Here is a 21055-nt window from a genome sequence, read left to right on the forward strand (position 1 = left end):
TGAGGCCTCAGTGCAAAAGGATCAGCGTGGCCAGGCCCAGGAAGCAGAAGAAGCCCATCACGTCGGTGACCGCGGTGACGACGACGGTGCCGGCAACGGCCGGGTCGATGTTCATGCGCTTCAGCAGCAGCGGCAACAGTACGCCGGCGGTGGCGGCGGCGCAGAAGTTCAGCACCAGCGCCATCGCGATCACCAGCGACAGCATCGGGCTGCGGAACCAGAGGAAGGCGATCACGCCGACGATGCCGCCGATCAGCACGCCATTGATCAGGGCCACGCGGAGTTCCTTCCACCACAGGATGCCGGCGTTGCTCGATCCCACCTGGCCCAGGGCCAGGCCGCGCACCATCAGCGTCAGCACCTGCACTGCCGCATTTCCGCCGATGCCGGCCACGATGGGCATCAGCACGGCCAGGGCGACGATCTTCTCCAGCGTGGCATCGAACTCCTTGATTACCGTGGCCGCCATGAACGCCGTGAACAGGTTGATCCCCAGCCACACCACGCGGCCACGCACGGCGCGCTTGACCGGCGAGAACAGGTCCTCGTCCTCGTCCAGGCCGGCGGCGCCCAGTGCCTGGTGCTCGGCCTGCTCGCGGATGATGTCGACCACGTCATCGATGGTGATGCGGCCGAGCAGGATGTTGTTGTCGTCCACGACGGGCGCGGAGACCCAGTCGTGGTCGGAGAACTGGCGCGCCACTTCCTGCGCGCTCTCGCCCACGTCGATGGCCGGCTGCTCGTCGTCGATCAGCCGGTTGATGGGCGTGGTGTCCTCGTGCGTGACCAGCGCGGCCAGCGGCACGCGGCCGAGGTACTGGTGGCGGCGGCTGACCACGTACAGGTGGTCGGTATGATCCGGCAGTTCGCCGCGCAGGCGCAGGTAGCGCAGCACCACGTCGACGTTGACGTCGGCGCGCACGGTGACCACGTCCGGGTTCATCAGGCGGCCGGCGGTGTCCTCCGGGTACGACAGCACCTGCTCCAGGCGCTCGCGGTTCTCGCGGTCCATCGACTTGAGGACTTCGTCGATGACGGTGTCGGGCAAGTCCTCGACCAGGTCCGCGAGATCGTCGATGTCGAGGTCCTCGACCGCGGCGACGATCTCGTCGGTGTCCATGTCCGCCAGCAGGCTCTCTCGCACCTCGTCGCCGACGTGCACCAGCACTTCGCCGTCGTCCTCGGGGTCGACCAGGCCCCAGACGACCTCACGCTTGCCGGGCGGCAGCGATTCCAGCAGGTTGCCGATCTCCGCGGGCGACAAGGTATTGACCAGCCGGCGCACGGGCCCCAGCCGACCGCTGTCGAGCGCGTCGGAGAGCAGGCGCAACTGGCGTGCGGTCTTGTCGTGGCGGATGGTCTCGACCATTCGGTACTCCGGAATGGGGCCGATCCGTCAGGCGGATGCGACCGGGGCATCAAGCGTTCATTCCGCCATTATCGCCCGGGCTGCGATTTATGGACACCCCGTAACGCCGCCGCACCCTATCCGCGCCGTTGTAGGAGCGCCCTTGGGCGCGATGCTTTTCGCCTGCGATCCAAAGCAACAGCATCGCGCCCATGGGGCGCTCCTACAGGGCGGGTCAGCTGGGAGTGGCAGCCTTGAGCCAGCGCTCGATGCCGGCGCGATCGCGCGCCTGCAGCAGTTTGGCCGCGCGGACCTGCAGGTCCGACAGATCGCTTTCACGGATCGCCTTGCGCAGTTCCAGCAGCGTGGCCGGATGCAGGCTGAATTCCCGCAGGCCTAATGCAAGCAGCATGGGGGCAAGGATGGGGTCGCCGGCCATCTCGCCGCACATCGCCACCGGCACCTTGTGCTCCGCGCCGATGCTGATGACATGGCGGAGAAGGCGCAGCACACCCGGGTGCAGGGGGGAATAGAGTTCGCCCAGGGCCTCATTGTTGCGGTCGGCCGCCAGCAGGTACTGCACCAGGTCGTTGGTGCCGATCGACACGAAATCCACCACGTCCACGAAGCCATGGAAGGCGATCGCGGCCGCGGGCACTTCGATCATCGCGCCTAGCTCGACCTGCCCGGCGATCTCGTGCCCTTGCTTGCGCAACTGCAGGGCAACACGGCGCAGGCGGCGGCGGACTTCCATCATCTCTTCGCGGCTGCTGACCATCGGCACGAGGATGCGCACCGGCCCGTAGCCTGATGCGCGCAGGATGGCGCGCAGTTGCGTGTCGAAGACGCCGGTATGCGCCAGCGACAGGCGCACGCCGCGCAGGCCGAGCGCCGGATTTTCTTCGTCGCCGACGACCAGTCCGGTGCGGTCGGCCTTGTCCGCCCCCAGGTCGAGGGTGCGGATGGTGACGGGGCGGCCGCTCATGCCAAGCACGAGGTCGCGGTAGACCTGGAACTGTTCGTCCTCGCCCGGCAGTTCGCGCCGCTGCAGGAACAGGAATTCGGTGCGGTACAGGCCCACGCCGGATGCGCCGAGCGCGTGTGCACTGGCTACGTCCTCGAGGGATTCGGCGTTGGCCCACAGCGCGATGTCGACGCCGTCGCGCGTGCGGCTGGGCTTGGAACGCAGCCGGCCCAGTTCACGCGCTTCACGTGCCGCATCGCGCAGGCGTTCACGGTAGCGACGCAGGTCCTCCGGATCGGGATTGACCACGACTTCGCCCGTGCTGCCGTCCACCAGCAGCACGTCGCCATCGTTGATCTTCTGCAGGGCCAGCGCATTGCCCACGACCAGCGGCAGGTGCAGGCTGCGCGCCAGGATCGCGCTGTGCGACAGCGTGCTGCCGGCGGCGGTGACGACGGCCACCACCCCCTGCGTCTGCAGTTCGGCCAGCTCCGACGGCGCCACGTTGTCGCTGACCAGGATCTCGCCCGCCGCGCCAGGGGTGTCGTCCGCGCGCTGGTGCAGGTGTGCGTGGATGCGCCCGATCACATGGTCGAGGTCGTCCATGCGGCTCTTGAGGTAGGCGTCGTCCATGCCATCGAAGACGGCGGCCAGCCGGTCGCGTTGCAGGCGCAGTGCGTAGTCCGCCGAATAGCGGCCGGTGCGGATCAGTTCGTCCAGGCCATGCAGCAGTTCGGGGTCGTCCAGCAGCAGGGCATGCAGGTCGAGGAACTCGCCCACCTCCTTCGCCAGTGCGCCGTGCAGGCGCGCGCGCAGGCTGTGCATCTCGCGGCGGGTGGCGTCGACGGCATCGTGCAGGCGGACCAGTTCGTCATCGACCTGGTCCGGGCGGATGTGCTGTTCGGCGACATCCAGGACATGCGGCAGCCGGACCCGGGCGCGTCCCAGCGCGCTGCCGCGCGACGCTCCGTGGCCCGGCAGCAGCGCCCGCATCAGGCGTCCTCGTCGAACCGTCGTTCGAACAGCGAAACCACTTCCTGCATGGCAGCGGCCTCGTCCTCACCCTCGATGCGGACGATCACCGGCGTGCCCTGGCCGGCGGCCAGCAGCATGACGCCCATGATGCTCTTGGCGTTCACCTCGCGGCCCTTGGCGGCCAGCGTGGCGTTGCAACGGAAGCCGGACAGCGTCTGTACCAGCTTGGCGGTCGCGCGCGCATGCAGGCCGAGGCGGTTGGAGATGGTGAGTTCTTGTTCAAGCATCGTCGTGGATGACTCCATTGCGTGCGCCGGCCGCGGCAGTAGCCGGCAGTTCGTCCAGTCCCTGTTCCGAATAATTCATCACCCGCAGCAGCATGGGCAGGCTGAGCGCCGACACGCGGCGCACCGGGGTGCCCAGGCGGGCCAGCTTGCCGGCCAGGTTGCTGGGGCTGGCCCCATACAGATCGGTCAACACCAGCACGCCGTCGCCACCGTCCACGCGCCGCAGCGCGGCCGACGCCCGCGGGAGCAGGGCGTCGAGGTCGGCGTCGAACGGCACCTCGAAGGCTTCCGCCTTCAGGGGCAGCTGTCGCAGCAGCGCGGTGGCGACCGTCAGGATCGACGCGCCCACGCCAGGATGAGTCACAAGGAGAATGCCACAGGCCATGCCGGAACGTTAACAGACGGGCGTGACAGGCTGGAAGCCGCGCGGATGGAATGGAGCGGGACGGGGTCGCATGCCATCGGTCCACGGGGACGCGCCTCACTGCCTCGCTGTCCCGTGCCGGTATCGGCTGGTGTCGGGTGCCGTCCGGTTCGCGGCATCGGAGACTGTTCTGCAGGAGGGGCTTCAGCCCCGAACGTAAACCTGGGTTTCACGCACGGTGACCTGAAAGCATCGGGGCTGAAGCCCCTCCTGCAGAAAAGCGCCCGGCAACCCGGGTCAGTCCAGTTCGCGGTGGAAGGTGGCGACTTCTTCCCAGCCCTGCTCGCGCGCATGCCGCGCCATGGTTTCGGCGAGATAGACCGACCGATGTTTGCCGCCCGTGCAACCGAAGGCGATCGTCACGTAGCTGCGGGTCTCGCCACGCAGGCGCGGCAGCCAGGTATCCAGGAAGCCGCTGACCTGGCCGACGTACTCGGCGACTTCCGGCTGGGCGTCGAGGAACGCACGCACTTTCGGGTCGCGACCGGCATAGGGACGAAGTTCCGGGTTCCAGTGCGGATTGGGCAGCACCCGTGCGTCGAACACGAAGTCGGCGTCGGCCGGTACGCCCCGCTTGTAGGCGAAGGACTCGAACAGCAGGGAGAGCTGCGTGCCCTTGTTGAAGGCGAACTCGGCGATGATCCGGCGTCGCAGCTGGTGGACGTTGAGTTGGCTGGTGTCGATGACGACATCGGCCTCGTCCCGCAGGGGCTGGATGATCGCGCGTTCCTGGTGGATGGCTTCCTGCAGCGACAGGCCACCATGCCCCAGCGGGTGGCGGCGGCGGGTGTCCGAGTAACGCCGCAGCAGCACCTCGTCATCGGCATCGAAGAAGATCAGCCTGCCTTCCAGCCCCAACTGCGCCAGTGCGGCGCGCCACTGGGCGAGTTTGGACAGGTCGCTCTGGCGGCTGCGTACATCGATGCCGATGGCGATCCTGGGCGGCAGTTCGTCCTCGCGCATCAGGCTGCGGACGAAGGAGGGCAGCAGGTCCACCGGCAGGTTGTCGATGCAGTAGTAGTCGAGGTCCTCGAAGGTCTTCAGCGCCACCGATTTGCCCGAGCCGGACAGGCCGCTGACGATCACCACGGTCGGCGGAAGCGGAGGCGTGGTGCCGTTCTCTTCGTGTGCGTCCACGGGGGTGTTGCCGGCCTGCGTCATGGCGTGCTGCGCTCCAGCAGGTTGCTGTGGCGCGCGATGAACATCGCGGCCGGGTCGATGCCCTTGGTGCGCAGGATGTGCAGGCGGGTCGCCGCTTCGGTGAGCACGGCCAGGTTGCGGCCGGGCATGACGGGCAGGGTGATCAGCGGCACGTCCAGGTCCAGCACGTGGCGGGTGCCGGAATCGCCGGTCAGGCGCTCGTAGCCGTGGGGATTGGGCTCGGTCATCGGACGGGTCAGGTGCACGATCAGGCGCAGGTATTTGTTCTTCTTCACCGCCGTGTCGCCGAACATCTCGCGCACGTTGAGCACGCCCAGGCCGCGTACCTCCAGCAGGTCCTGCAGCAGCTCGGGACAGGTGCCGTCCAGCACGTCCGGCGCGATCTGGGTGAACTCGGGTGCGTCGTCGGCGACCAGCCGGTGGCCGCGGCTCAGCAGTTCCAGCGCCAGTTCGCTCTTACCGGAACCGGCTTCGCCGGTGATCAGCACGCCGATGGAGTAGATTTCCATGAACACGCCATGCAGCGTGACCCGCGGCGCCAGCGTGCGGGCCAGGTGGTAGGAAAGATGATTGAGCAGCTCGTGTCCGCGCTTGGGGGAGAGCCACAGCGGCGTGTCGTTCTCGTTCGCCGCTTCGCGCAGGTCCTCGGGGCAGGACTGGTTCTTGCTGATCACCAGCGCCAGCGGCTTGGCCTGCACGATCTTCTCGATGGTCTCCCAGCGTTGGCGGGAATCCAGTGAGTCCAGCCAGGTCAGTTCCTCGGTGCCGAGGATCTGCACCTTGTTGGGGTACACCGCATTGAGATAACCGGCGAGCGAGGGACGCCGCGACACGGTATCGCCGGATTCGAGTATCCGCTTCTCGCCCTTCTGGCCCGCCAGCCAGCGCAGGGCCAGCTTGTCCTTCTGCTGATCGAACAGTTCACGGGCGGTGATGCTGGTATTCATCATGCGGAGGCGGCCGGCAGGAGAGGGTGCCGGGCCCGGGACACAACGCGCGCACGGACACCGTCGTCGCGTTTCCATGCCGGGAGGCGGCGCCTGCCAGTGTAATGGCCCATCCGCAGGTTCGCGACCGCGTGGGCGCTTTGTGGCGCGACAGGTGCGTGCAGCGCGCGCCGGGATCAGTGAAGGCCGCCCCGCAGGCGGAGCGACCTTGCGTCACGTGGGGCCGGCGTCAGCCGATCAACTCGCCGCGCGCCGCCGTGCGATGGACGTCGTTGCGCTTTTCCTTGTGCTTGACCAGCAGGCGGTCGAGCTTGTCGGCCAGGATGTCGATGGCGGCGTACATGGTCTGCGCGCCGGCGTCGGCGTGCAGGGTGCGACCCGCCACGATGATCGTGGCCTCGGCCAGGTAATCGGGCTTGCGGGTTCCCAACTGCGTACGGACCTCGAAGGGTTGCTCGAAGTGGCGTTCGAGCCGCTTCAGTTTGGTTTCGACGTATTCGCGCAGGGCGGGAGTGACTTCGATTTCATGGCCGTAAGTCTCGATACGCATGGTGCCTCCTTCGGGTCGGTAGAGCCGCGCGCGGGGCGCGGATGGCGTGTCATGGAATGACAACGCGGACAGGGTCTGGGTTCCGGCAATCCTCCTATGGCAGTTGCGGTGGGAAGCGGTGCTTGCAGGATCAAAGATGGACCCGTCGGCGGCAACTATCAACCTCTGGCGCGTTCTTTTTCGCGCAGTGCGAACGGGTGTGAAAAATGCGTTGCGCCGCCCCGGAACGCGGTCACGGAACCGGTGCGCGCCAAGCGGGATTCAGGCGATGCGCACGCGCTCGTGCGAAGAGAGGATGTTCAGTGCTTCGCGGTACTTGGCCACGGTGCGCCGTGCCACCGGAATGCCGGATGCCTTGAGCAGGTCCGCGAGTTTTGCGTCGGACAGCGGCTTGCGGGGATTCTCGGCATCGACCAGCCGGCGGATCATCGCCTGGATGGCGGTGCTGGATGCTTCGCCGCCGCCTTCCGTGTCGATGCCGGAGGCGAAGAAGGCGCGCATGGGCAGGGTGCCGCGCGGGGTGCGTACATACTTGCGCGCGATGGCGCGCGACACGGTGGATTCGTGCAGGCCCACTTCTTCGGCCACGTCGCGCAGCGTCAGTGGGCGCAGTGCCTGCTCGCCGAATTCCAGGAAGCCGGCCTGCTGGTGCAGCAGGCAGCGCATGACCTTGAGCAGGGTCTCGCCGCGTGCTTCCACGCTTTTCAGCAGCCAGCGGGCTTCCTGCAGTTGCGCCTTCAGGTAGCCGGCATCGCTGTCGCCGCATTGCCGGATCATCTGTTCGTAACCGCGATGGATCGCGATGCGCGGCAGCGTGCTGCCCGCGAGCGCGGCGCGCCAGACGCCCCGCTGGCGCCAGACCACGCAGTCCGGCACCACGTAGGTGTCATGCGAGAGGTCGCCGACCTGCGCCCCGGGTTTTGGATCGAGCGTGCGCAACAATTGCACGGCCTCGTCCACCTCGGCGACCGGTCGCTTCATCTCCTGGGCGATGCCGGCCACGCCACTACGCGGCAGGCGCTCCAGGGCCGTGTCGGCGATCTGCAGGGCCAGCGCCTTGCCCGGCGTGTCGTCGCTCAGCACGGCCAATTGCAGATGCAGGCATTCGCCGAGCGTCCGGGCTGCCACGCCCACCGGGTCGAAGCGCTGCACCTGGTGCAGGACGACGAGGACATCGTCCTCGTTCGCCTCGATGTCAGGACGCAGCGCCTGCACGATGCCGGACAGCGGTTCGCGCAGGTAGCCGTCTTCTTCCAACGCATCGATCAGCGTGGCACCGATGCGGCGGTCGCGTGGGGAGAGATGCGACAGGTGCAGTTGCCACAGCAGGTGGCCGTGCAGCGTATCGGCTTCGGCCACGCGTTCGGCCGGACTGCCGCCGTCTTCGTCGTCGAACGAGCCACCGCCCGAGGAGGCCCACGGGCCTTCATCCGGCGACCAGTCGTCGCGATCGTCGGAGGCGTCGCGTTCGGCTTCCCTGGGGCTTTCTTCGGGCGGGCGGTCGTCCTCGGCGCCCTGCGTGGGCGCGGGTTCTTCGTCGGCCTCGGTCCAGTCGAGCAGGGGGTTGGTCTCCACGGCCTCGGTCAACTCGATCTCGAGCTCGGCGGTGGACATCTGCAACAGCCGGATGGCCTGACGCAACTGGGGCGTCATGACCAGATGTTGTCCCAGCGATGTCTGCAGGCGTGGCTTCATGTCCGACCCAGGAACCCGAAAGGCGGCCAAGAGCCGCCGACGGGATCACAGGCGGAAGGTTTCGCCCAGATAGACCCGGCGTACGTCCGGATTGGCCAGCAGTGCGTCCGGGGCCCCCTGCGCCAGAACGCTACCGGCATTGAGGATATACGCCCGGTCGCAGATTCCCAAGGTTTCGCGCACGTTGTGATCGGTGATCAGCACACCGATGCCGCGATCCTTGAGGTGTTTCACGATGCGCTGGATCTCGCCGACCGAGATGGGGTCCACGCCGGCGAAGGGTTCGTCCAGCAGCATCAGGCGCGGCCGGGCGGCGAGGGCGCGTGCGATTTCCACGCGCCGGCGCTCGCCGCCGGACAGGCTGGCGCCCAGCTGGTCGGCCACGTGGGTGACCTGCAGTTCGTCCAGCAGCGAGGCCAGTTCGCGCTCGATGCCGGCGCTGTCCAGGTCCTCGCGCAGTTCCAGCACCAGGCGGATGTTGTCGGCCACGCTGAGCTTGCGGAACACCGAGGGCTCCTGCGGCAGGTAGCCCACGCCCAGCTTGGCGCGCTGGTACATCGGCTGCGCGGTGATGTCCTTGCCGTCCAGTTCGATGGTGCCTGCGTCCGCGGCCACCAGGCCGACGATCATGTAGAAGCAGGTGGTCTTGCCCGCGCCGTTCGGGCCCAGCAGGCCCACCACTTCGCCCGGCTGCAGGGTCAGGCCGAAGTCGGCGACGACTTCGCGCTGCTTGTAGCGCTTGCGCAGTCCCTTGGCGGTGAGCATCAGTTCTTGCCCTGTGCGGGTTGCGCCGACTTGGGCTGGATGACGGTGCGCACGCGGGTGCCGTCGCCACCGCTTTCCATGTTGCCCGACTTGGTGTTGTAGACCATGCGCTGTCCGCTGTTGGAGCCGCGGTCGGATTTCACGGTGTAGTTGCCGATGAAGGTGATGGTCTCCGACCTCATGTCGTATTCGACGCGGTCGGCCTGGGCATCCATCCAGCTGCCGTCGTCCATCTGCTGCTTCATCTTCACCTGCTTGCCGGTGAAGATGGAGCGCGAGATCTCGCCGTCGGCCATGTGGATCTCGGCGGCGTTGGAGCGGATTTCCAGCGACCCCTGGGTGACGACCACGCCACCGCCCAGCAAGGTCTTGCCATTGCCTTCCATGTTGCCGGACTGGCTGCCGGAATCGATGGTCATGGCTTGGTTGCGGTCCGTGGACTTGGCCATGGCACCTGCGACGGGCAGCAGGAGCAACAGTGCGGCACTAGCGAGCAGAGCGCGGTTCATAGATGGATCTCACCTCGGATTTGAATGTGTAGTCCTTGGTCTTGAGGTTGGTCTCAAAACCGCGCCCGCTCAGTCTAGAGCCGGGCTGGGTAACCGTCACCACGTCATCGGTCTGCGCCACGTTCCGGTCGGGGAACACGTCGAGCGTGTCCGTGCGGAATTCCGCCTGGCGGGCGCCGCCCTTCGGCGACGTTCCATGCACGTTGCCCTTCAGACGCAATTCCTCGCCTTTCGCACTGAGCCAGCCCGTCTTCGAGCGCAACTCCCACGACCGGCCTTCTTCTTCCGGCAGCAGGAAGAGCGGGGTGGTGATGGTGAACGTCTGGTCGTGCGGATTGCGCGCCATCTCGGGGGCACGCACCGCCACGGCCTCTTGCCCCTCTCCGTTCAGTGCGATCATTTCGAAGTCGCGCATCACGTAGTCCGACCGGTCGACCACCACGCGGTTGGCCTCGGGGATGTCGCGGTTCTTCCAGGCCGACCAGCCACTCACGATGGCTGCCAGCAGCAGGATCAGGCCCAGCGTGGTGCGCCAGCTCATGCGGTGCCGCCCTCGAAGGTGGGTGCGTGGCCCTGAACGCCCAGCAGCAGGTCGCAAGCCTCGCGCGCCGCACCTTGGCCTCCCATCCGGCGGGTGCGCCAATGCGCGTGCCGGGCTGTCCACGGGTGCGCGTCCGCGGGCGCGATGGCCAGGCCCACGGCGGAGAACGGCGGCACGTCGGGCAGGTCATCGCCCATGAAGGCGACGTGCTCAAGGCCGATGCCGGCCGCATGGCACAGCTCATGCACCTTGGCCAGCTTGTCCTTGATGCCGGTGAAGACCTGCACCCCCAGCTCGCGGCCCCGGGCAATGGCAACCGTGCCGCCGCGGGCCGTGACGAAGGCTACCTCGATGCCGGCGCGCTTCAGCAACACCAGCCCCTGGCCATCCTGCACGTGGAACGCCTTCTGTTCCCGCCCTTCGCCGTCCAGATACAGGCGGCCGTCGGTCAGCGTCCCGTCCACGTCGAAACACGCCAGGCGAATGCGCGCGGCACGGGACAGCACGTCATCGGTCAGGTCATGGAGATGGCGAAGGGGCATGGGGACAGGATCGGGTGGGGATGGTGGCAACGCAAGGGTTCAGGAACGCACAACCCTGCGGGTTACACCACGCGGGCGCGCAACAGGTCGTGAATGTTGAGGGCGCCGACGGGGCGCTGTTCATCGTCCACCACGATCAGACCGCTGATCTTGTGGGTTTCCATCAGGCGCGCAGCCTCGACGGCCAACTGGTCCGCGCCGATGGTCTTGGGGGCGCGCGTCATCACTTCGGCGATGCGCGCGCTGCGGACATCCAGTGCGGGATTGTCGAGCGTGCGGCGCAGGTCGCCGTCGGTGAACAGCCCGGCCAGGCGGCCGTCGGCATCGACGACAGCGGTCATGCCCAGGCGCTTGCGGCTCATTTCCACCAGCGCTTGGCTCAGGGTCGCGTCCACGTCCACGCGCGGCACGTCGTCACCGGCATGCATCACGTCAGTGATGTGCAGCAGCAGGCGGCGGCCGAGGCTGCCGGCGGGGTGGGAGCGGGCGAAGTCGTCGGCGGTGAAGCCGCGCGCATCCAGCAGCGCCACGGCCAGCGCATCACCCATCGCCAGCGAGGCGGTGGTGCTGCTGGTGGGGGCCAGGTCCAGTGGGCAGGCTTCGGCGGGAACGCTGACATCCAGATGCAGGTCGCTCTCGCGCGCCAGCGTGGACTGCGGCCGGCCGGTCATGCCGATGACGAGGTTGCCCTGGCGCTTGAGCACCGGCAGCAGCATCAGCACTTCGTCCGACTCGCCCGAGTACGACAGCGCCAGCACGATATCGGCGTCGGTGATCATGCCCAGGTCGCCGTGGCCGGCTTCGCCCGGGTGCACGTAGAACGCGGGCGTGCCAGTGGAAGCCAGCGTCGCCGCGATCTTGCGGGCCACATGGCCGGACTTGCCCATGCCGGTGCACACCACGCGGCCCTGGCCGGCGAGGATCGCATGGCAGGCCGCCGAGAACGTGCCGTCGATACGGGCCGCCAGAGCATCCAGCGCGCGCGCCTCGATCTCGATGACCCGACGGCCACTGGCCGCCAGGCTGGCAGGCGACGCGGGAGGTGTCAGGGGGGACGGCTGGGACATGCGGACGGGGCGCCGGCGGGTAGAATGGCCGGGTATTTTATTAGGAAAGCCCGTTGGACGCCGAAACCATCCGTAAACTGATCGAATCCGGCCTGCCGGGCGCCCGTGCCGACGTCCAGGGCGACGATGGCGTCCATTTCGAGGCGACCGTGGTGTCAGAGGCCTTCCGCGGCAAGTTGCCGCTGGCCCGACACCGCATGGTCTACGCCACGCTGGGCGAACTGATGGGCGGTGCGATCCATGCGCTGCAGCTGCGTACGCAGACGCCAGAAGAGACCGGCGCCTGATTCTTCTGTCATCGGGGGCGCGTTCATGGGAATGAAGCGGGTGTGTGTCCTCTTGGGGGTCTGGCTGGTGTGTGCAGACGCGGCCGCATCGCCGGCGATTCCGGACAAGGACGACGGCGCGATGTTTGTGGGCGTGCCCGAACCTTGGCGCGCCTACTTGGGCCAGGTGCGTGCGGCGGAGCGCATCGCGGACCCGTTGCAGCGTTGCCTGGCTTTCCCCGACCTTCCAGTCAACCATTGGCCGGAAGGTCATGCCGCGGCGCATTGTCGACATCACTTTTTGATCGAGCGCCCCACGCTGGACGACATCGAGAGCATGGTCCAGCGCGGCGAGATGGCGAAGCTGGAGGCCCTGTTCGATGCCAGCCTGGACCGCCATTACGCGGGCGAGCACTTCAGCGACGACATCCACGACACGTTCAACTACCTTCTGACGGCCAAGTCGAGCTCGGAGCGTGTCGACGTCCTGAGCGAGGCGTGGCTGCAGCAGGCGCCGGAAAGTGCGTACGCGCACCTTGCGCGTGCGGCTTATTTCAACGGCGCCGCCTGGAAGGCGCGAGGCGGCAAGTATGCCTCCGAAACGCCGCGTGAGAACATGCGTCGCATGAGTGCGTTCGCCGCGCAGGCCATTCCGCACTTTGAGAAGGCGGTCGCCATCAAGCCTCGCCTGATCGCCGCCTACACCGGCATGATCGACATCGGCATGATCGACTCCCGGCCGGCATTGGAGGCGCGCGCGCGCCGTGCCGCCGAGGCGCTGGATCCCGCGTGCCCGGAACTGGCGAACGTGACCATGCGGTCGTTGAGGCCGCGGTGGGGCGGGAGCTACCAAGACATGCTGGTCCATGCCGGCAAGCTGTCCGAACGGGTAGCGCAACGCCCGCACCTTGCGATCCACCTGGCGCAGCCATTGGCCGACCAGGGCAACTTGCTGTTGGCGGAAGAGCCGGTACCGGAGGCGGCGCTGGAGGTGCTGGAAGCGGCGATCGCGATGGGCAGCGACGAGGATGCCCTGAAGAATGCCGGCACGGCCGCGAGGAATGTGCTGAGCGGACCGGCGGGTGGCGCCCGCCAGCTCGCCTACTTCCTGCAGGTGAGCCGGTTCCGCAAGGTCGACGCATGGACAGCGAGGGTCATCAGCTCGTTGCTGCTGTCCACGGAACCCGAATGGAGCCTCAGGTATTCGCTGCAGTCGCTCGCGCTGGAGCCCGACAACGCCAACGCGCGTTTCTACGCGGGTGCCGCTTACCAGAACATGACACGATACGACGACGCCGCGCGCGAGTTCGAAGCCTCGGCGAAGGACCAGGGGTTGAGACAGCAATCGTTGCGCGCGTTGGCGGAGATCCATCTGTTCCGCGACCCCGGCGTCCGTGCACGCAAGGCCAATGCCGAGCGCGCCAAGCCTTACATCGACCGGATCAACGCCGAGTACCCGGATGACGGGCGCGTCCCCGTCTTGTTGTTCTACCACGACGTCATGGCCGAATCGATGATCGACGAGGCGGACGTCCGGGCGTTGCTCGCCAAGCTGGATCGGACCGATCCGTGGCAGGCGCAGCACGCCGAACGGCTCGACAGAATGCTCAAGTCACCTGCGGTCCCCGGCAAACGGCCGTAGCGCGGCCTGCAATTCCCCCTCCCTTTCCAGAACCGAACCACACATGCAGAAGATCATCGTCACCGGTGGCAACACGCTCAACGGCGAAGTCACCATCTCGGGCGCCAAGAACGCCGTGCTCCCCATCCTGTGCGCGACGCTGCTGGCGGACGCGCCGGTGGAGATCACCAACGTGCCGCACCTGCACGATGTGGTCACCACGGTTAAGTTGCTCGGCGAACTGGGTGCCGGCATCACCATCGATGAGGGTACGCTGGCAAAGGGACGCGGCATCACCGTCGATCCCACCACCGTCAGCCGCTTCGTCGCGCCGTACGAACTGGTGAAGACGATGCGCGCCTCGATCCTCGTGCTCGGCCCGCTGGTCGCGCGCCACGGTGCGGCCGTGGTGTCGCTGCCGGGCGGCTGCGCGATCGGTTCGCGTCCGGTCGACCAGCACATCAAGGGCCTGCAGGCGCTGGGTGCCGAAATCACCGTCGAGAACGGCTACATCAAGGCACGCGCGGCGCGATTGAAGGGCACGCGTTTCGTGTTCGATATGGTCACCGTCACCGGTACCGAGAACGTCATGGCCGCGGCCACGCTGGCAGAAGGCACCACGGTGCTGGAAAACGCCGCGATGGAGCCGGAGGTCACCGACCTGGCCGAATGCCTCAACGCGCTGGGTGCGAAGATCGAAGGTGCGGGCACCTCGCGCATCGTCATCCATGGTGTCGAGCGCCTGGGTGGCGGGCGCCATTCGGTGGTGCCGGACCGTATCGAGACCGGCACCTTCCTGGTCGCTGCGGCGATGACGGGAGGCAAGGTCACTGCGCGCAATGCGCGTCCCGACACGCTGGAAGCGGTGCTCGACAAGCTCACCGAGGCCGGTGCGAAGATCGAGACCACCGCTGACAGCATCACGCTGGACATGCAGGGCAAGCGTCCGAAAGCCGTCAGCCTGACCACCGCACCGTACCCGGCGTTCCCCACCGATATGCAGGCGCAGTTCATGGCGCTGAACTGCGTGGCCGACGGCGTGGGCGTGATCAACGAGACGATCTTCGAAAACCGCTTCATGCACGTCAACGAACTGCTGCGCCTGGGCGCGGACATCCGTGTCGAAGGACATACGGCCATCGTGCGGGGCGTGGAGAAGCTGGGCGGTGCACCGGTGATGGCGACCGACCTGCGTGCATCGGCTTCGCTGATCCTGGCGGGTCTGGTGGGCGACGGTGAAACCACCATCGACCGCATCTACCATCTCGACCGCGGCTACGAGAACATCGAAGAGAAGCTGGGCGGCCTGGGCGCGAAGATCAGGCGCGTGTCGTGAGCAAGCGCGCCCCCACGCTTTCCGGGAAGCGCACGCGCTTCCCGTTGCGCCGCAAGATCCTGCTGGGCATCGTCATCGCGCTGTTGGCGCTGGTGGCGTGGCTGCATTACACCGGCTCGGCAGCTACGCACGGCATCACCACCCGCGACATGGACTGGAACGGCGACGGTACGGTGACCCAGGGCGAGATCGCGCAGGCGGTGTTCTCGGTGGTGGTCGAGCAGACGCAGGATGGAAACCGGCAGTGCAACGCTTACGCGTGGCGCAACGGCAGCGGAACCATCCGCATGGACTGCAAGACGGTATTCCAGGCTGCCGACGCCGCGGCCGAATGAAGAAAAGCCCGGCTCGGCCGGGCTTTTTCATGGATGCCTGAAGGATTCAGCGCCAGGACGTGAGTTGAAGGCGGAACACGTCGCTGCCGTCTTCCCGTTGCACGATGCGGACCGGCGTGGGGACGCCCGCGGCGATCCACGCGGTGGTCTGCTTGCCGCCGGCGTTCTGCACCACTTTGGTCGTGTCCAATGCGCGACCACCCACGGTGATCTTCTCGCGACCGGCCACGCGGTAGGTCATCGGCTTGGCCTTGCCGTTCTCCAGCAGGCGATAGGTCATGACCGTGCGACCGAAGCCGACGTCGCGCACCAGCGCGAGGTTGACCAGCAATGCATCCATGTCGCCAGGCTGCATGGCCACCGGGCCCGCGCGTTGCGGTTTCACGTCGCCGGTCCAGCGCGCCTGCATGGCTTTCCAGTTGTAGACGGTCATGACCGAGCGGGTCTTCATCAGGTAGGTGGCACGATCGCTGCCCCCCAGCGGCCGGTAGCGTCCGGCCGCGTCCTCGAACACCGTAGCCTGGCTCAGGTTCGCCATCGTGTTGCGGACCCCCATCGCGTAGGTCCAGCGGTTGCCCTGCTGGCTCAGCGACATCGCGCCGCCTGCGGAGATGCCTTTGAACGACGCCTCGTATTGCGCCGTGAACGGTTTGAGCGCATGGGCGGGGAGGGCCACCGTGGCCAGCGCGGCGGTGAGGAAGAGGACGGACATCCGTGTCATGAGGGTCTCGGAAGTGCGGGAGCGCGCGGCTCAGCGCCAGGACTTGAGCGTCAGGTCGATGGTGTCCTGTCCATTCTCGCGCTGCAGGATGCGTGCAGGCACCGGAGCGTCGGCAACGACCCAGACGATGGTCTGCTTGTCGCCGTCGGTGCGCACCACCTTGGTGGCGTCCTGTGGCTTGCCGCCGATGGTGATGCGCTCCTTGCCAGCGACCTGGTAGGTCATCGGCTTGGCGCGACCGTTCTCCACCATGCGGTAGGTCAACGGCTTGCCTGCTGCCACGTCGCGGACGATGGCCAGGTTGACCAGCAGGGCATCCATGTCGCCGACGGCCAGCTTCACCGGACCGGCGCGATCGGGCTTCACGTCGCCGCTCCAGGTGGCTTGGGCCTTGGACCAGTCATAGACCGTGTTGACGTTCTTCTTCTTGATCAGCAGACGCGAGCTGTCGGTGCTGCTGAGCGGTCGCATGCGGCCATCCTGCACGTCGAACACGGTCTTCTGGCTGAGGTCCACGGCCTGGTTGCGCACGCTCAGCGAGTACTGCCAGCGGTCGCCTGGCTGTGGCGAGACTGACATCTGGCCTTCGCCCACCATGCCCAGCGCGCTGGCGCTGTACTGCGCAGTGAAGGCCTCGATGGCCAGGGCGGGCGCGCTGGCGCCGGCGAGCAACACGGCTGCCAGCAACGTACGCGTCATGGGGGATGCGGTCTTCATCATGTTCATGGTGCTCCTTGGTATTCGACCAGGCGGAGGTCCACGCCGTCCTGCCCGTTTTCCCGCTGCAGGATGCGCACGGGGGTGGGCACGCCATCGGCGACCCAGAAGATGGTTTCGTCGTTGCCGCCATTGGCACGGCTCACGCGCAGCGCGCTGTAGCTCAGGTCTTCGACGGTCACGTTTTCCGGTTCGGGTGATACGGCGTACTGATATTCGCGGATACGTCCATTGTCCACCACCCGGTAGTCGAGCTGTTTCCCGGGGGCGGCATCGCGGATCACCGCCAGGTTCATCAGCAGCGCACTCATGTCGCCCGGCTCAAGGGGCAGTGGGGCGCGCCGGTTCTTCTTGATGTCGCCCTGCCACTGTGCCGTGCGGGTGGTCCAGTTGTAGGTGCCGATCATCTTCTTGCCCATCAGCAGAGCGCGGCGGACAGTGGCCTGGCTGAGGGGACGGAACTGTCCATCGGCAGTATCGAAGACGGTGCTTTGTTCGATGTTCAGTCCGGCCAGCCGAGCGAAGCCGCGCGTACCCCTCACGTTCAGGTCGATCTGCCATTGACTGCCCGCCTTGGGCACCACCTTCATGCTCGCGCTGCCAGCCAGCTTGCCCTCGTTGTAAGCCTGGTAGCTGGCCACGAACGGCTCCAGCGCCAGTGCGGGCGCAGTGGCTCCTGCCATGGACAGGCCGAGCAACAGGGAGCGAAGGGTGAGAAGCATCAGAGGAGCGGGTCAGGGCAGCAGACGGTCGGCTGAATCTAGGGACAGGGCATTTAATAGCGGCTGACCGTGACAGAGTGTGATGTCGCCCTGTTCAGCCAAGTCGCCGGCGGCGGCCAGGCGCAGCACGGCCAGCAGCAGGGCGTGCTCGCGCGGGAGCAGTCGTGCGGCCAGTGTTTCCGGCGTGTCGCCGGGCAGGACCGGCACCCTAGCCTGGGCGATCACAGCCCCTGCATCCAGTTCAGGAATGACGAAGTGGACACTGGCGCCATGTTCGGTGTCGCCAGCCTCAAGCGCGCGGGCGTGGGTGTGCAGGCCGCGGTACTTGGGCAGCAGCGATGGATGGATGTTCAGCAGCCGGCCACGGAAGCGGGCGATGAAGGCATGGCCCAGGATGCGCATGTAGCCCGCGCAGACAACCCAGTCCGGACCGCTGGCGGCGACAGCGTCCGACAGGGCGGCCTCGTACGCGGCACGATCCGGGAATGCTGCGGGTCGCGCGCTCCAGCGCCGCGCTGCCGGGACCAGATGCAGGGCAGGGGCGGTCGGCTTGTCTGAGAACACGCCCACCACGTCGGCGTCGAGGGTGCCGTCGGCAATGGCCTGCAGGATGGCCTGCAGGTTGCTGCCGCGGCCGGAGGCCAGTACTGCGATGCGCGCGGTCATGCCGTCACACCATGGCGCTCGGCGCGCGCCAGTGGCCAGGCCAGCAGCGCGCCGAGCGTGGCCAGCAGCATGTCGGCATGCGCGTCCCACGGGTCGCCCTGCTGGCCGTTGTAGGACTCGGCGGCTTCGGGCGACATCGTCAGCGCGATGCCCCACTCCAGCCATTCGTAAGCCAGGCTCGTGCACATGACCAGCATCACTGCCAGCGTGAACGCCTGGCCAACCGATAGCCGCGGCCAGCGCTGACGCAACCAATGCCACACCGCGGGCGTGAAACAGACCCCATACATCAGGTGGATGAAGCGGTCGAAGTGGTTGCGCTGCCAGCCGAACGCCTCCGCGAGCGACAGCCCCGTCGCGGCCTGCAGCCACGCGTCGTACGGCACATAGGAATACAGCCAGCGCGCCCCGACGCAGTGCGCGACGATGAAGGCGCAGATCAGCGCGAAATGCACCGGCCGCAGTGGCCAGCGCCGGTCATGCCACCACAGCCACGCCAGGCCGAGCACGGTCAGGCTGCTGTGCATCGCCTGTTCGACCGGCCACCGCGGCGCAATCCAGCTGGCGCCGAACACCGCCAGCGTCAGCCCGAAGGCGATCCCCTTGCTGCGCGGCATGCCGCGTTCAACCAATGCGGACGCGTTCGCCACCCGGCGCAGCGACCACTTCACCGATCTGCCAGTGCGTCAGGTGCAGGCGGGCCAGGTCCGACTGGACGGCGGCAAGCTGGTCTGGCGCGACCACCAGCACGAAGCCGATGCCGCAATTGAAGGTGCGCCACATCTCGGCGTTCTCCACGGCGCCTTCGCGTTGCAGCCAGTCGAACACCGGCGGCAGCGTCCACGCGCTGGCATCGATCTGCAGGCCCAGGCCGTCGGGGATGACGCGGATGATGTTCTCGGTCAGCCCTCCACCGGTGATGTGCGCCATGCCGTGCAGGTCGTGCGCCTGCAGCAACTCCAGGATCGGCTTCACGTACAGGGTGGTCGGCGCCATCAGCGCATCGGCCAGCTTCACGCCGCCCACGTCGAGGTCGGCGGGACGCCCGGCACGGTCGTAGATGCGGCGGACCAGCGAGTAACCATTGGAATGCGGGCCGCTGGAGGCGATACCGACCAGCACGTCGCCTGCACGTATCCTGGCGCCGTCGAGCAGCTTCGACTTCTCCACCGCCGCCACGCAGAACCCGGCCAGGTCGTATTCGCCCGGACCGTACATGTCCGGCATCTCGGCGGTCTCGCCGCCGATCAGCGCACAGCCGGACAGTTCGCAGCCGCGGGCGATGCCGCCGACCACCGCGACGGTCGTGTCCACGTCCAGCTTGCCGGTGGCGAAGTAGTCCAGGAAGAACAGCGGCTCGGCACCCTGCACCAGCACGTCGTTCACGCACATGGCGACCAGATCGATGCCGATGGTGTCGTGGCGGCCCAGCTGCTGAGCCAGTTTCAGCTTGGTGCCCACGCCATCGGTGCCGGAGACCAGCACCGGCTCGCGATACTTGCCGGACAGGTCGAACAGCGCGCCGAAGCCGCCCAGGCCGCCCATCACCTCCGGCCGGAAGCTGCGCTTGACCAGCGGCTTGATGCGTTCGACCAGTTCGTTGCCGGCGTCGATATCGACACCCGCGTCGCGATAGGTCATCGGGGTGGGGGCGGAAGGCGTCGGCTGGTTCACGGGCGGTCGTCGATGGGGCAAGAGGCGTGATTTTAATGGAATCGACGCGCCTCGCGGCCGTCCTGAACGGGTGGCGTTGGCGATGGCGTGCCATTCGGGCAACAATTCACAGGGTCTGCTGAGCCCAAGGACGCTCGATGCGCTGGATCCCAGGTTTCGCCCTCGCTACCGCCTTGCTGTTGGCGGCAATGACCACGGCGCCCGCCGCACTCGCCCAATCGGGCCTGCGCACCGAAGGCGACGCGGTCTCCGCGCGCGGGCTGTATCAGGCCGAGGTGCCGGTCAACGGACAGGGCGAGGAAGAGCGGCAGGGCGGTTTCGCACGTGCTTTGGGAACGGTGCTGGGCAAACTGTCGGGCGACCGGTCGGCGATGTCGCGTCCTGGCGTCGGCGCCGAGCTGCGCAATGCCAAGGACTACGTGGACGGCTACGACTACCGGCAGGACCAGGGTACATCGCCCACCGGTGCCCCCACCTTCCGCACCACGCTTGTGGTGCGTTTCGACGAAGACCAGGTCAACGGCCTGGCGGGCGCGCTTGGCCTGCCCGTTTGGCCTCAGCCACGCCCGAAGCCGGTGGTCTGGCTGGCGATCAATGACGGCAGCGGTCCGCGCCTGATGGGCTTGCAGCACGCCAATGCCGCGCGGCCGCTGCTCAATCGCGCCATCGAGCGCGGCTACGGACTCGGCCTGCCGGCCGGTGGTGCGGCGGAACAGGCGCTGGTCGGTGCGATCTGGCGCCAGGACACCGCCGCCGTCGCCCGCGCATCGGCGCGTTACAGCCCGCCGATGCAACTGGTGGGCAAGCTGTACCGCAACAAGGGGGGTTGGACGGCCGACTGGGTGTTCGTCGATGCGGGCAAGGTGCTGGCCAAATGGTCGGTGACCGATGCCGATGCGCGTCGTGCGATGGCATCCGGTGCCGACGGCACGGCCGACGCGCTGGTGAAGCGATACGGCAAGCGTGGCAGTGCGGGCCCTGCGGGCACTTATCGCGTGCTCTTCACGGGCATCCGCAGCACGGACGATTACCTGCGCCTGACCGGGCACCTGCAGAAGATGGCGGTGGTCCGGCGCATCACCCCCGTGCGCGCCAGTGGCGATGTCGTGGAACTCGACCTGGAACTGGTCTCGGGCTTGGCCGGCTTCCGTCGCACCATGGGCGATGAAGCCCCCTTCACCGGGGGCGAAGGCGAGCCACCGGCCTACCAGATGCGCTGACA

Annotated in this window: 24 protein-coding genes and 1 pseudogene; 5 read left to right on the forward strand and 20 right to left on the reverse strand. The window is 67.3% G+C overall.

All coding sequences use genetic code 11. The features are described 5' to 3' along the window. Positions 1–7: 7 nt before the first annotated feature. The 14 genes from mgtE to OY559_RS04450 all read right to left on the reverse strand — a co-directional run bounded on the left by mgtE (position 8) and on the right by OY559_RS04450 (position 11775). A complete protein-coding gene (mgtE, locus tag OY559_RS04385; RefSeq protein WP_187573280.1) occupies positions 8–1369 on the reverse strand; it encodes a magnesium transporter in 1362 nt (453 codons plus the stop codon). 49 nt (positions 1370–1418) lie between these two features. Continuing rightward, positions 1419–1562, reverse strand: a complete 144-nt coding sequence (locus OY559_RS04390) for a hypothetical protein (protein WP_277728884.1) — start codon at positions 1560–1562, stop codon at positions 1419–1421. A 21-nt stretch (positions 1563–1583) separates the two neighbouring features. Then, positions 1584–3305 (reverse strand): phosphoenolpyruvate--protein phosphotransferase, encoded by a 1722-nt coding sequence (ptsP, locus tag OY559_RS04395; protein WP_277728885.1) that lies wholly within the window; start codon positions 3303–3305, stop codon positions 1584–1586. After that, a complete protein-coding gene (locus OY559_RS04400; protein ID WP_277728886.1) occupies positions 3305–3574 on the reverse strand; it encodes an HPr family phosphocarrier protein in 270 nt (89 codons plus the stop codon). The genes ptsP and OY559_RS04400 overlap by 1 nt, the downstream gene beginning before the upstream one ends. Continuing rightward, positions 3567–3959 (reverse strand): PTS sugar transporter subunit IIA, encoded by a 393-nt coding sequence (locus OY559_RS04405; protein WP_277728887.1) that lies wholly within the window; start codon positions 3957–3959, stop codon positions 3567–3569. The genes OY559_RS04400 and OY559_RS04405 overlap by 8 nt, the downstream gene beginning before the upstream one ends. A gap of 276 nt (positions 3960–4235) precedes the next feature. Next, positions 4236–5159, reverse strand: a complete 924-nt coding sequence (gene rapZ / locus OY559_RS04410; RefSeq protein WP_277728888.1) for an RNase adapter RapZ — start codon at positions 5157–5159, stop codon at positions 4236–4238. Further along, positions 5156–6106: an HPr(Ser) kinase/phosphatase gene (gene hprK, locus OY559_RS04415; RefSeq protein ID WP_142123599.1), complete on the reverse strand. Its 951-nt coding sequence runs from the start codon at positions 6104–6106 to the stop codon at positions 5156–5158. Before hprK ends, rapZ begins: the two co-directional genes overlap by 4 nt. A 229-nt stretch (positions 6107–6335) precedes the next feature. Continuing rightward, a complete protein-coding gene (gene raiA, locus OY559_RS04420; RefSeq protein ID WP_142123600.1) occupies positions 6336–6656 on the reverse strand; it encodes a ribosome hibernation-promoting factor, HPF/YfiA family in 321 nt (106 codons plus the stop codon). A 261-nt stretch (positions 6657–6917) separates the two neighbouring features. After that, positions 6918–8351 carry an RNA polymerase factor sigma-54 gene (locus OY559_RS04425; RefSeq protein ID WP_277728889.1) on the reverse strand — a complete coding sequence of 478 codons (1434 nt, stop codon included), beginning with the start codon at positions 8349–8351 and terminating at the stop codon, positions 6918–6920. 45 nt (positions 8352–8396) lie between these two features. Then, on the reverse strand, positions 8397–9116 hold the full coding sequence (gene lptB / locus OY559_RS04430) for an LPS export ABC transporter ATP-binding protein (protein ID WP_277728890.1): 720 nt from the start codon (positions 9114–9116) through the stop codon (positions 8397–8399). Next, complete coding sequence (gene lptA / locus OY559_RS04435) at positions 9116–9625, reverse strand: lipopolysaccharide transport periplasmic protein LptA (RefSeq protein WP_277728891.1); 510 nt, start codon at positions 9623–9625, stop codon at positions 9116–9118. The genes lptB and lptA overlap by 1 nt, the downstream gene beginning before the upstream one ends. After that, on the reverse strand, positions 9603–10166 hold the full coding sequence (gene lptC, locus OY559_RS04440; RefSeq protein ID WP_277728892.1) for an LPS export ABC transporter periplasmic protein LptC: 564 nt from the start codon (positions 10164–10166) through the stop codon (positions 9603–9605). Before lptC ends, lptA begins: the two co-directional genes overlap by 23 nt. After that, a complete protein-coding gene (locus OY559_RS04445; protein ID WP_277728893.1) occupies positions 10163–10708 on the reverse strand; it encodes a KdsC family phosphatase in 546 nt (181 codons plus the stop codon). Before OY559_RS04445 ends, lptC begins: the two co-directional genes overlap by 4 nt. 62 nt (positions 10709–10770) lie before the next feature. Beyond that, positions 10771–11775, reverse strand: coding sequence for a KpsF/GutQ family sugar-phosphate isomerase (locus OY559_RS04450; protein WP_277728894.1), 1005 nt, complete (start codon positions 11773–11775; stop codon positions 10771–10773). 53 nt (positions 11776–11828) lie between these two features. Here OY559_RS04450 and OY559_RS04455 point away from each other — a divergent pair, with 53 nt between their 5' ends. From OY559_RS04455 to OY559_RS04470, 4 genes are all read left to right on the forward strand, one after another. Next, complete coding sequence (locus tag OY559_RS04455; RefSeq protein ID WP_277728895.1) at positions 11829–12062, forward strand: BolA family protein; 234 nt, start codon at positions 11829–11831, stop codon at positions 12060–12062. Between the two features lie 67 nt (positions 12063–12129). After that, positions 12130–13683: a DUF4034 domain-containing protein gene (locus tag OY559_RS04460; protein ID WP_277728896.1), complete on the forward strand. Its 1554-nt coding sequence runs from the start codon at positions 12130–12132 to the stop codon at positions 13681–13683. A 43-nt stretch (positions 13684–13726) separates the two neighbouring features. Then, positions 13727–14998 carry a UDP-N-acetylglucosamine 1-carboxyvinyltransferase gene (murA, locus tag OY559_RS04465; RefSeq protein ID WP_277728897.1) on the forward strand — a complete coding sequence of 424 codons (1272 nt, stop codon included), beginning with the start codon at positions 13727–13729 and terminating at the stop codon, positions 14996–14998. Beyond that, entirely contained in the window at positions 14995–15333 is a 339-nt protein-coding gene (locus tag OY559_RS04470; RefSeq protein ID WP_277728898.1) for a cell division protein FtsQ/DivIB, read from the forward strand. The genes murA and OY559_RS04470 overlap by 4 nt, the downstream gene beginning before the upstream one ends. A 46-nt stretch (positions 15334–15379) precedes the next feature. Here the strand turns inward: OY559_RS04470 and OY559_RS04475 are convergent, their stop codons facing one another. From OY559_RS04475 to purM, 6 genes and pseudogenes are all read right to left on the reverse strand, one after another. Continuing rightward, a complete protein-coding gene (locus OY559_RS04475) occupies positions 15380–16045 on the reverse strand; it encodes a DUF3108 domain-containing protein (RefSeq protein WP_277728899.1) in 666 nt (221 codons plus the stop codon). A gap of 39 nt (positions 16046–16084) precedes the next feature. Then, positions 16085–16771, reverse strand: coding sequence for a DUF3108 domain-containing protein (locus tag OY559_RS04480; protein ID WP_277729916.1), 687 nt, complete (start codon positions 16769–16771; stop codon positions 16085–16087). Positions 16772–16776: 5 nt separating this feature from the next. Beyond that, positions 16777–17454, reverse strand: a complete 678-nt coding sequence (locus tag OY559_RS04485; RefSeq protein ID WP_277729917.1) for a DUF3108 domain-containing protein — start codon at positions 17452–17454, stop codon at positions 16777–16779. A 138-nt stretch (positions 17455–17592) separates the two neighbouring features. Further along, positions 17593–18159 (reverse strand): annotated as a pseudogene (gene purN / locus OY559_RS04490) (phosphoribosylglycinamide formyltransferase); the annotation flags it as partial. After that, positions 18156–18776: a DUF2238 domain-containing protein gene (locus OY559_RS04495; RefSeq protein WP_277728901.1), complete on the reverse strand. Its 621-nt coding sequence runs from the start codon at positions 18774–18776 to the stop codon at positions 18156–18158. The gene OY559_RS04495 and the pseudogene purN, both read right to left, overlap by 4 nt. Before the next feature lie 7 nt (positions 18777–18783). Next, positions 18784–19800, reverse strand: a complete 1017-nt coding sequence (gene purM, locus OY559_RS04500; protein ID WP_277729918.1) for a phosphoribosylformylglycinamidine cyclo-ligase — start codon at positions 19798–19800, stop codon at positions 18784–18786. A gap of 170 nt (positions 19801–19970) precedes the next feature. On the opposite strand from purM, the gene OY559_RS04505 reads away from it, so the two are divergent. After that, a complete protein-coding gene (locus OY559_RS04505) occupies positions 19971–21053 on the forward strand; it encodes a DUF2066 domain-containing protein (protein WP_343228761.1) in 1083 nt (360 codons plus the stop codon). The last annotated feature ends 2 nt before the right edge of the window (positions 21054–21055 follow it).

Origin of the sequence: Pseudoxanthomonas sp. SE1 (assembly GCF_029542205.1) — a bacterium.
Classification (GTDB): Bacteria; Pseudomonadota; Gammaproteobacteria; order Xanthomonadales; family Xanthomonadaceae; genus Pseudoxanthomonas_A.

Excerpts from the sequence above, each read along its gene's own strand:
- mgtE (WP_187573280.1), bottom strand. The coding sequence starts at position 1,369 with ATGGTCGAGACCATCCGCCACGACAAGACCGCACGCCAGTTGCGCCTG.
- OY559_RS04390 (WP_277728884.1), bottom strand. The coding sequence starts at position 1,562 with ATGGGCGCGATGCTGTTGCTTTGGATCGCAGGCGAAAAGCATCGCGCC.
- ptsP (WP_277728885.1), bottom strand. The coding sequence starts at position 3,305 with ATGCGGGCGCTGCTGCCGGGCCACGGAGCGTCGCGCGGCAGCGCGCTG.
- OY559_RS04400 (WP_277728886.1), bottom strand. The coding sequence starts at position 3,574 with ATGCTTGAACAAGAACTCACCATCTCCAACCGCCTCGGCCTGCATGCG.
- OY559_RS04405 (WP_277728887.1), bottom strand. The coding sequence starts at position 3,959 with ATGGCCTGTGGCATTCTCCTTGTGACTCATCCTGGCGTGGGCGCGTCG.
- rapZ (WP_277728888.1), bottom strand. The coding sequence starts at position 5,159 with ATGACGCAGGCCGGCAACACCCCCGTGGACGCACACGAAGAGAACGGC.
- hprK (WP_142123599.1), bottom strand. The coding sequence starts at position 6,106 with ATGAATACCAGCATCACCGCCCGTGAACTGTTCGATCAGCAGAAGGAC.
- raiA (WP_142123600.1), bottom strand. The coding sequence starts at position 6,656 with ATGCGTATCGAGACTTACGGCCATGAAATCGAAGTCACTCCCGCCCTG.
- OY559_RS04425 (WP_277728889.1), bottom strand. The coding sequence starts at position 8,351 with ATGAAGCCACGCCTGCAGACATCGCTGGGACAACATCTGGTCATGACG.
- lptB (WP_277728890.1), bottom strand. The coding sequence starts at position 9,116 with ATGCTCACCGCCAAGGGACTGCGCAAGCGCTACAAGCAGCGCGAAGTC.
- lptA (WP_277728891.1), bottom strand. The coding sequence starts at position 9,625 with ATGAACCGCGCTCTGCTCGCTAGTGCCGCACTGTTGCTCCTGCTGCCC.
- lptC (WP_277728892.1), bottom strand. The coding sequence starts at position 10,166 with ATGAGCTGGCGCACCACGCTGGGCCTGATCCTGCTGCTGGCAGCCATC.
- OY559_RS04445 (WP_277728893.1), bottom strand. The coding sequence starts at position 10,708 with ATGCCCCTTCGCCATCTCCATGACCTGACCGATGACGTGCTGTCCCGT.
- OY559_RS04450 (WP_277728894.1), bottom strand. The coding sequence starts at position 11,775 with ATGTCCCAGCCGTCCCCCCTGACACCTCCCGCGTCGCCTGCCAGCCTG.
- murA (WP_277728897.1), top strand. The coding sequence starts at position 13,727 with ATGCAGAAGATCATCGTCACCGGTGGCAACACGCTCAACGGCGAAGTC.
- OY559_RS04475 (WP_277728899.1), bottom strand. The coding sequence starts at position 16,045 with ATGTCCGTCCTCTTCCTCACCGCCGCGCTGGCCACGGTGGCCCTCCCC.
- OY559_RS04480 (WP_277729916.1), bottom strand. The coding sequence starts at position 16,771 with ATGAAGACCGCATCCCCCATGACGCGTACGTTGCTGGCAGCCGTGTTG.
- OY559_RS04485 (WP_277729917.1), bottom strand. The coding sequence starts at position 17,454 with ATGGCAGGAGCCACTGCGCCCGCACTGGCGCTGGAGCCGTTCGTGGCC.
- OY559_RS04495 (WP_277728901.1), bottom strand. The coding sequence starts at position 18,776 with ATGCCGCGCAGCAAGGGGATCGCCTTCGGGCTGACGCTGGCGGTGTTC.
- purM (WP_277729918.1), bottom strand. The coding sequence starts at position 19,800 with ATGACCTATCGCGACGCGGGTGTCGATATCGACGCCGGCAACGAACTG.
- OY559_RS04505 (WP_343228761.1), top strand. The coding sequence starts at position 19,971 with ATGCGCTGGATCCCAGGTTTCGCCCTCGCTACCGCCTTGCTGTTGGCG.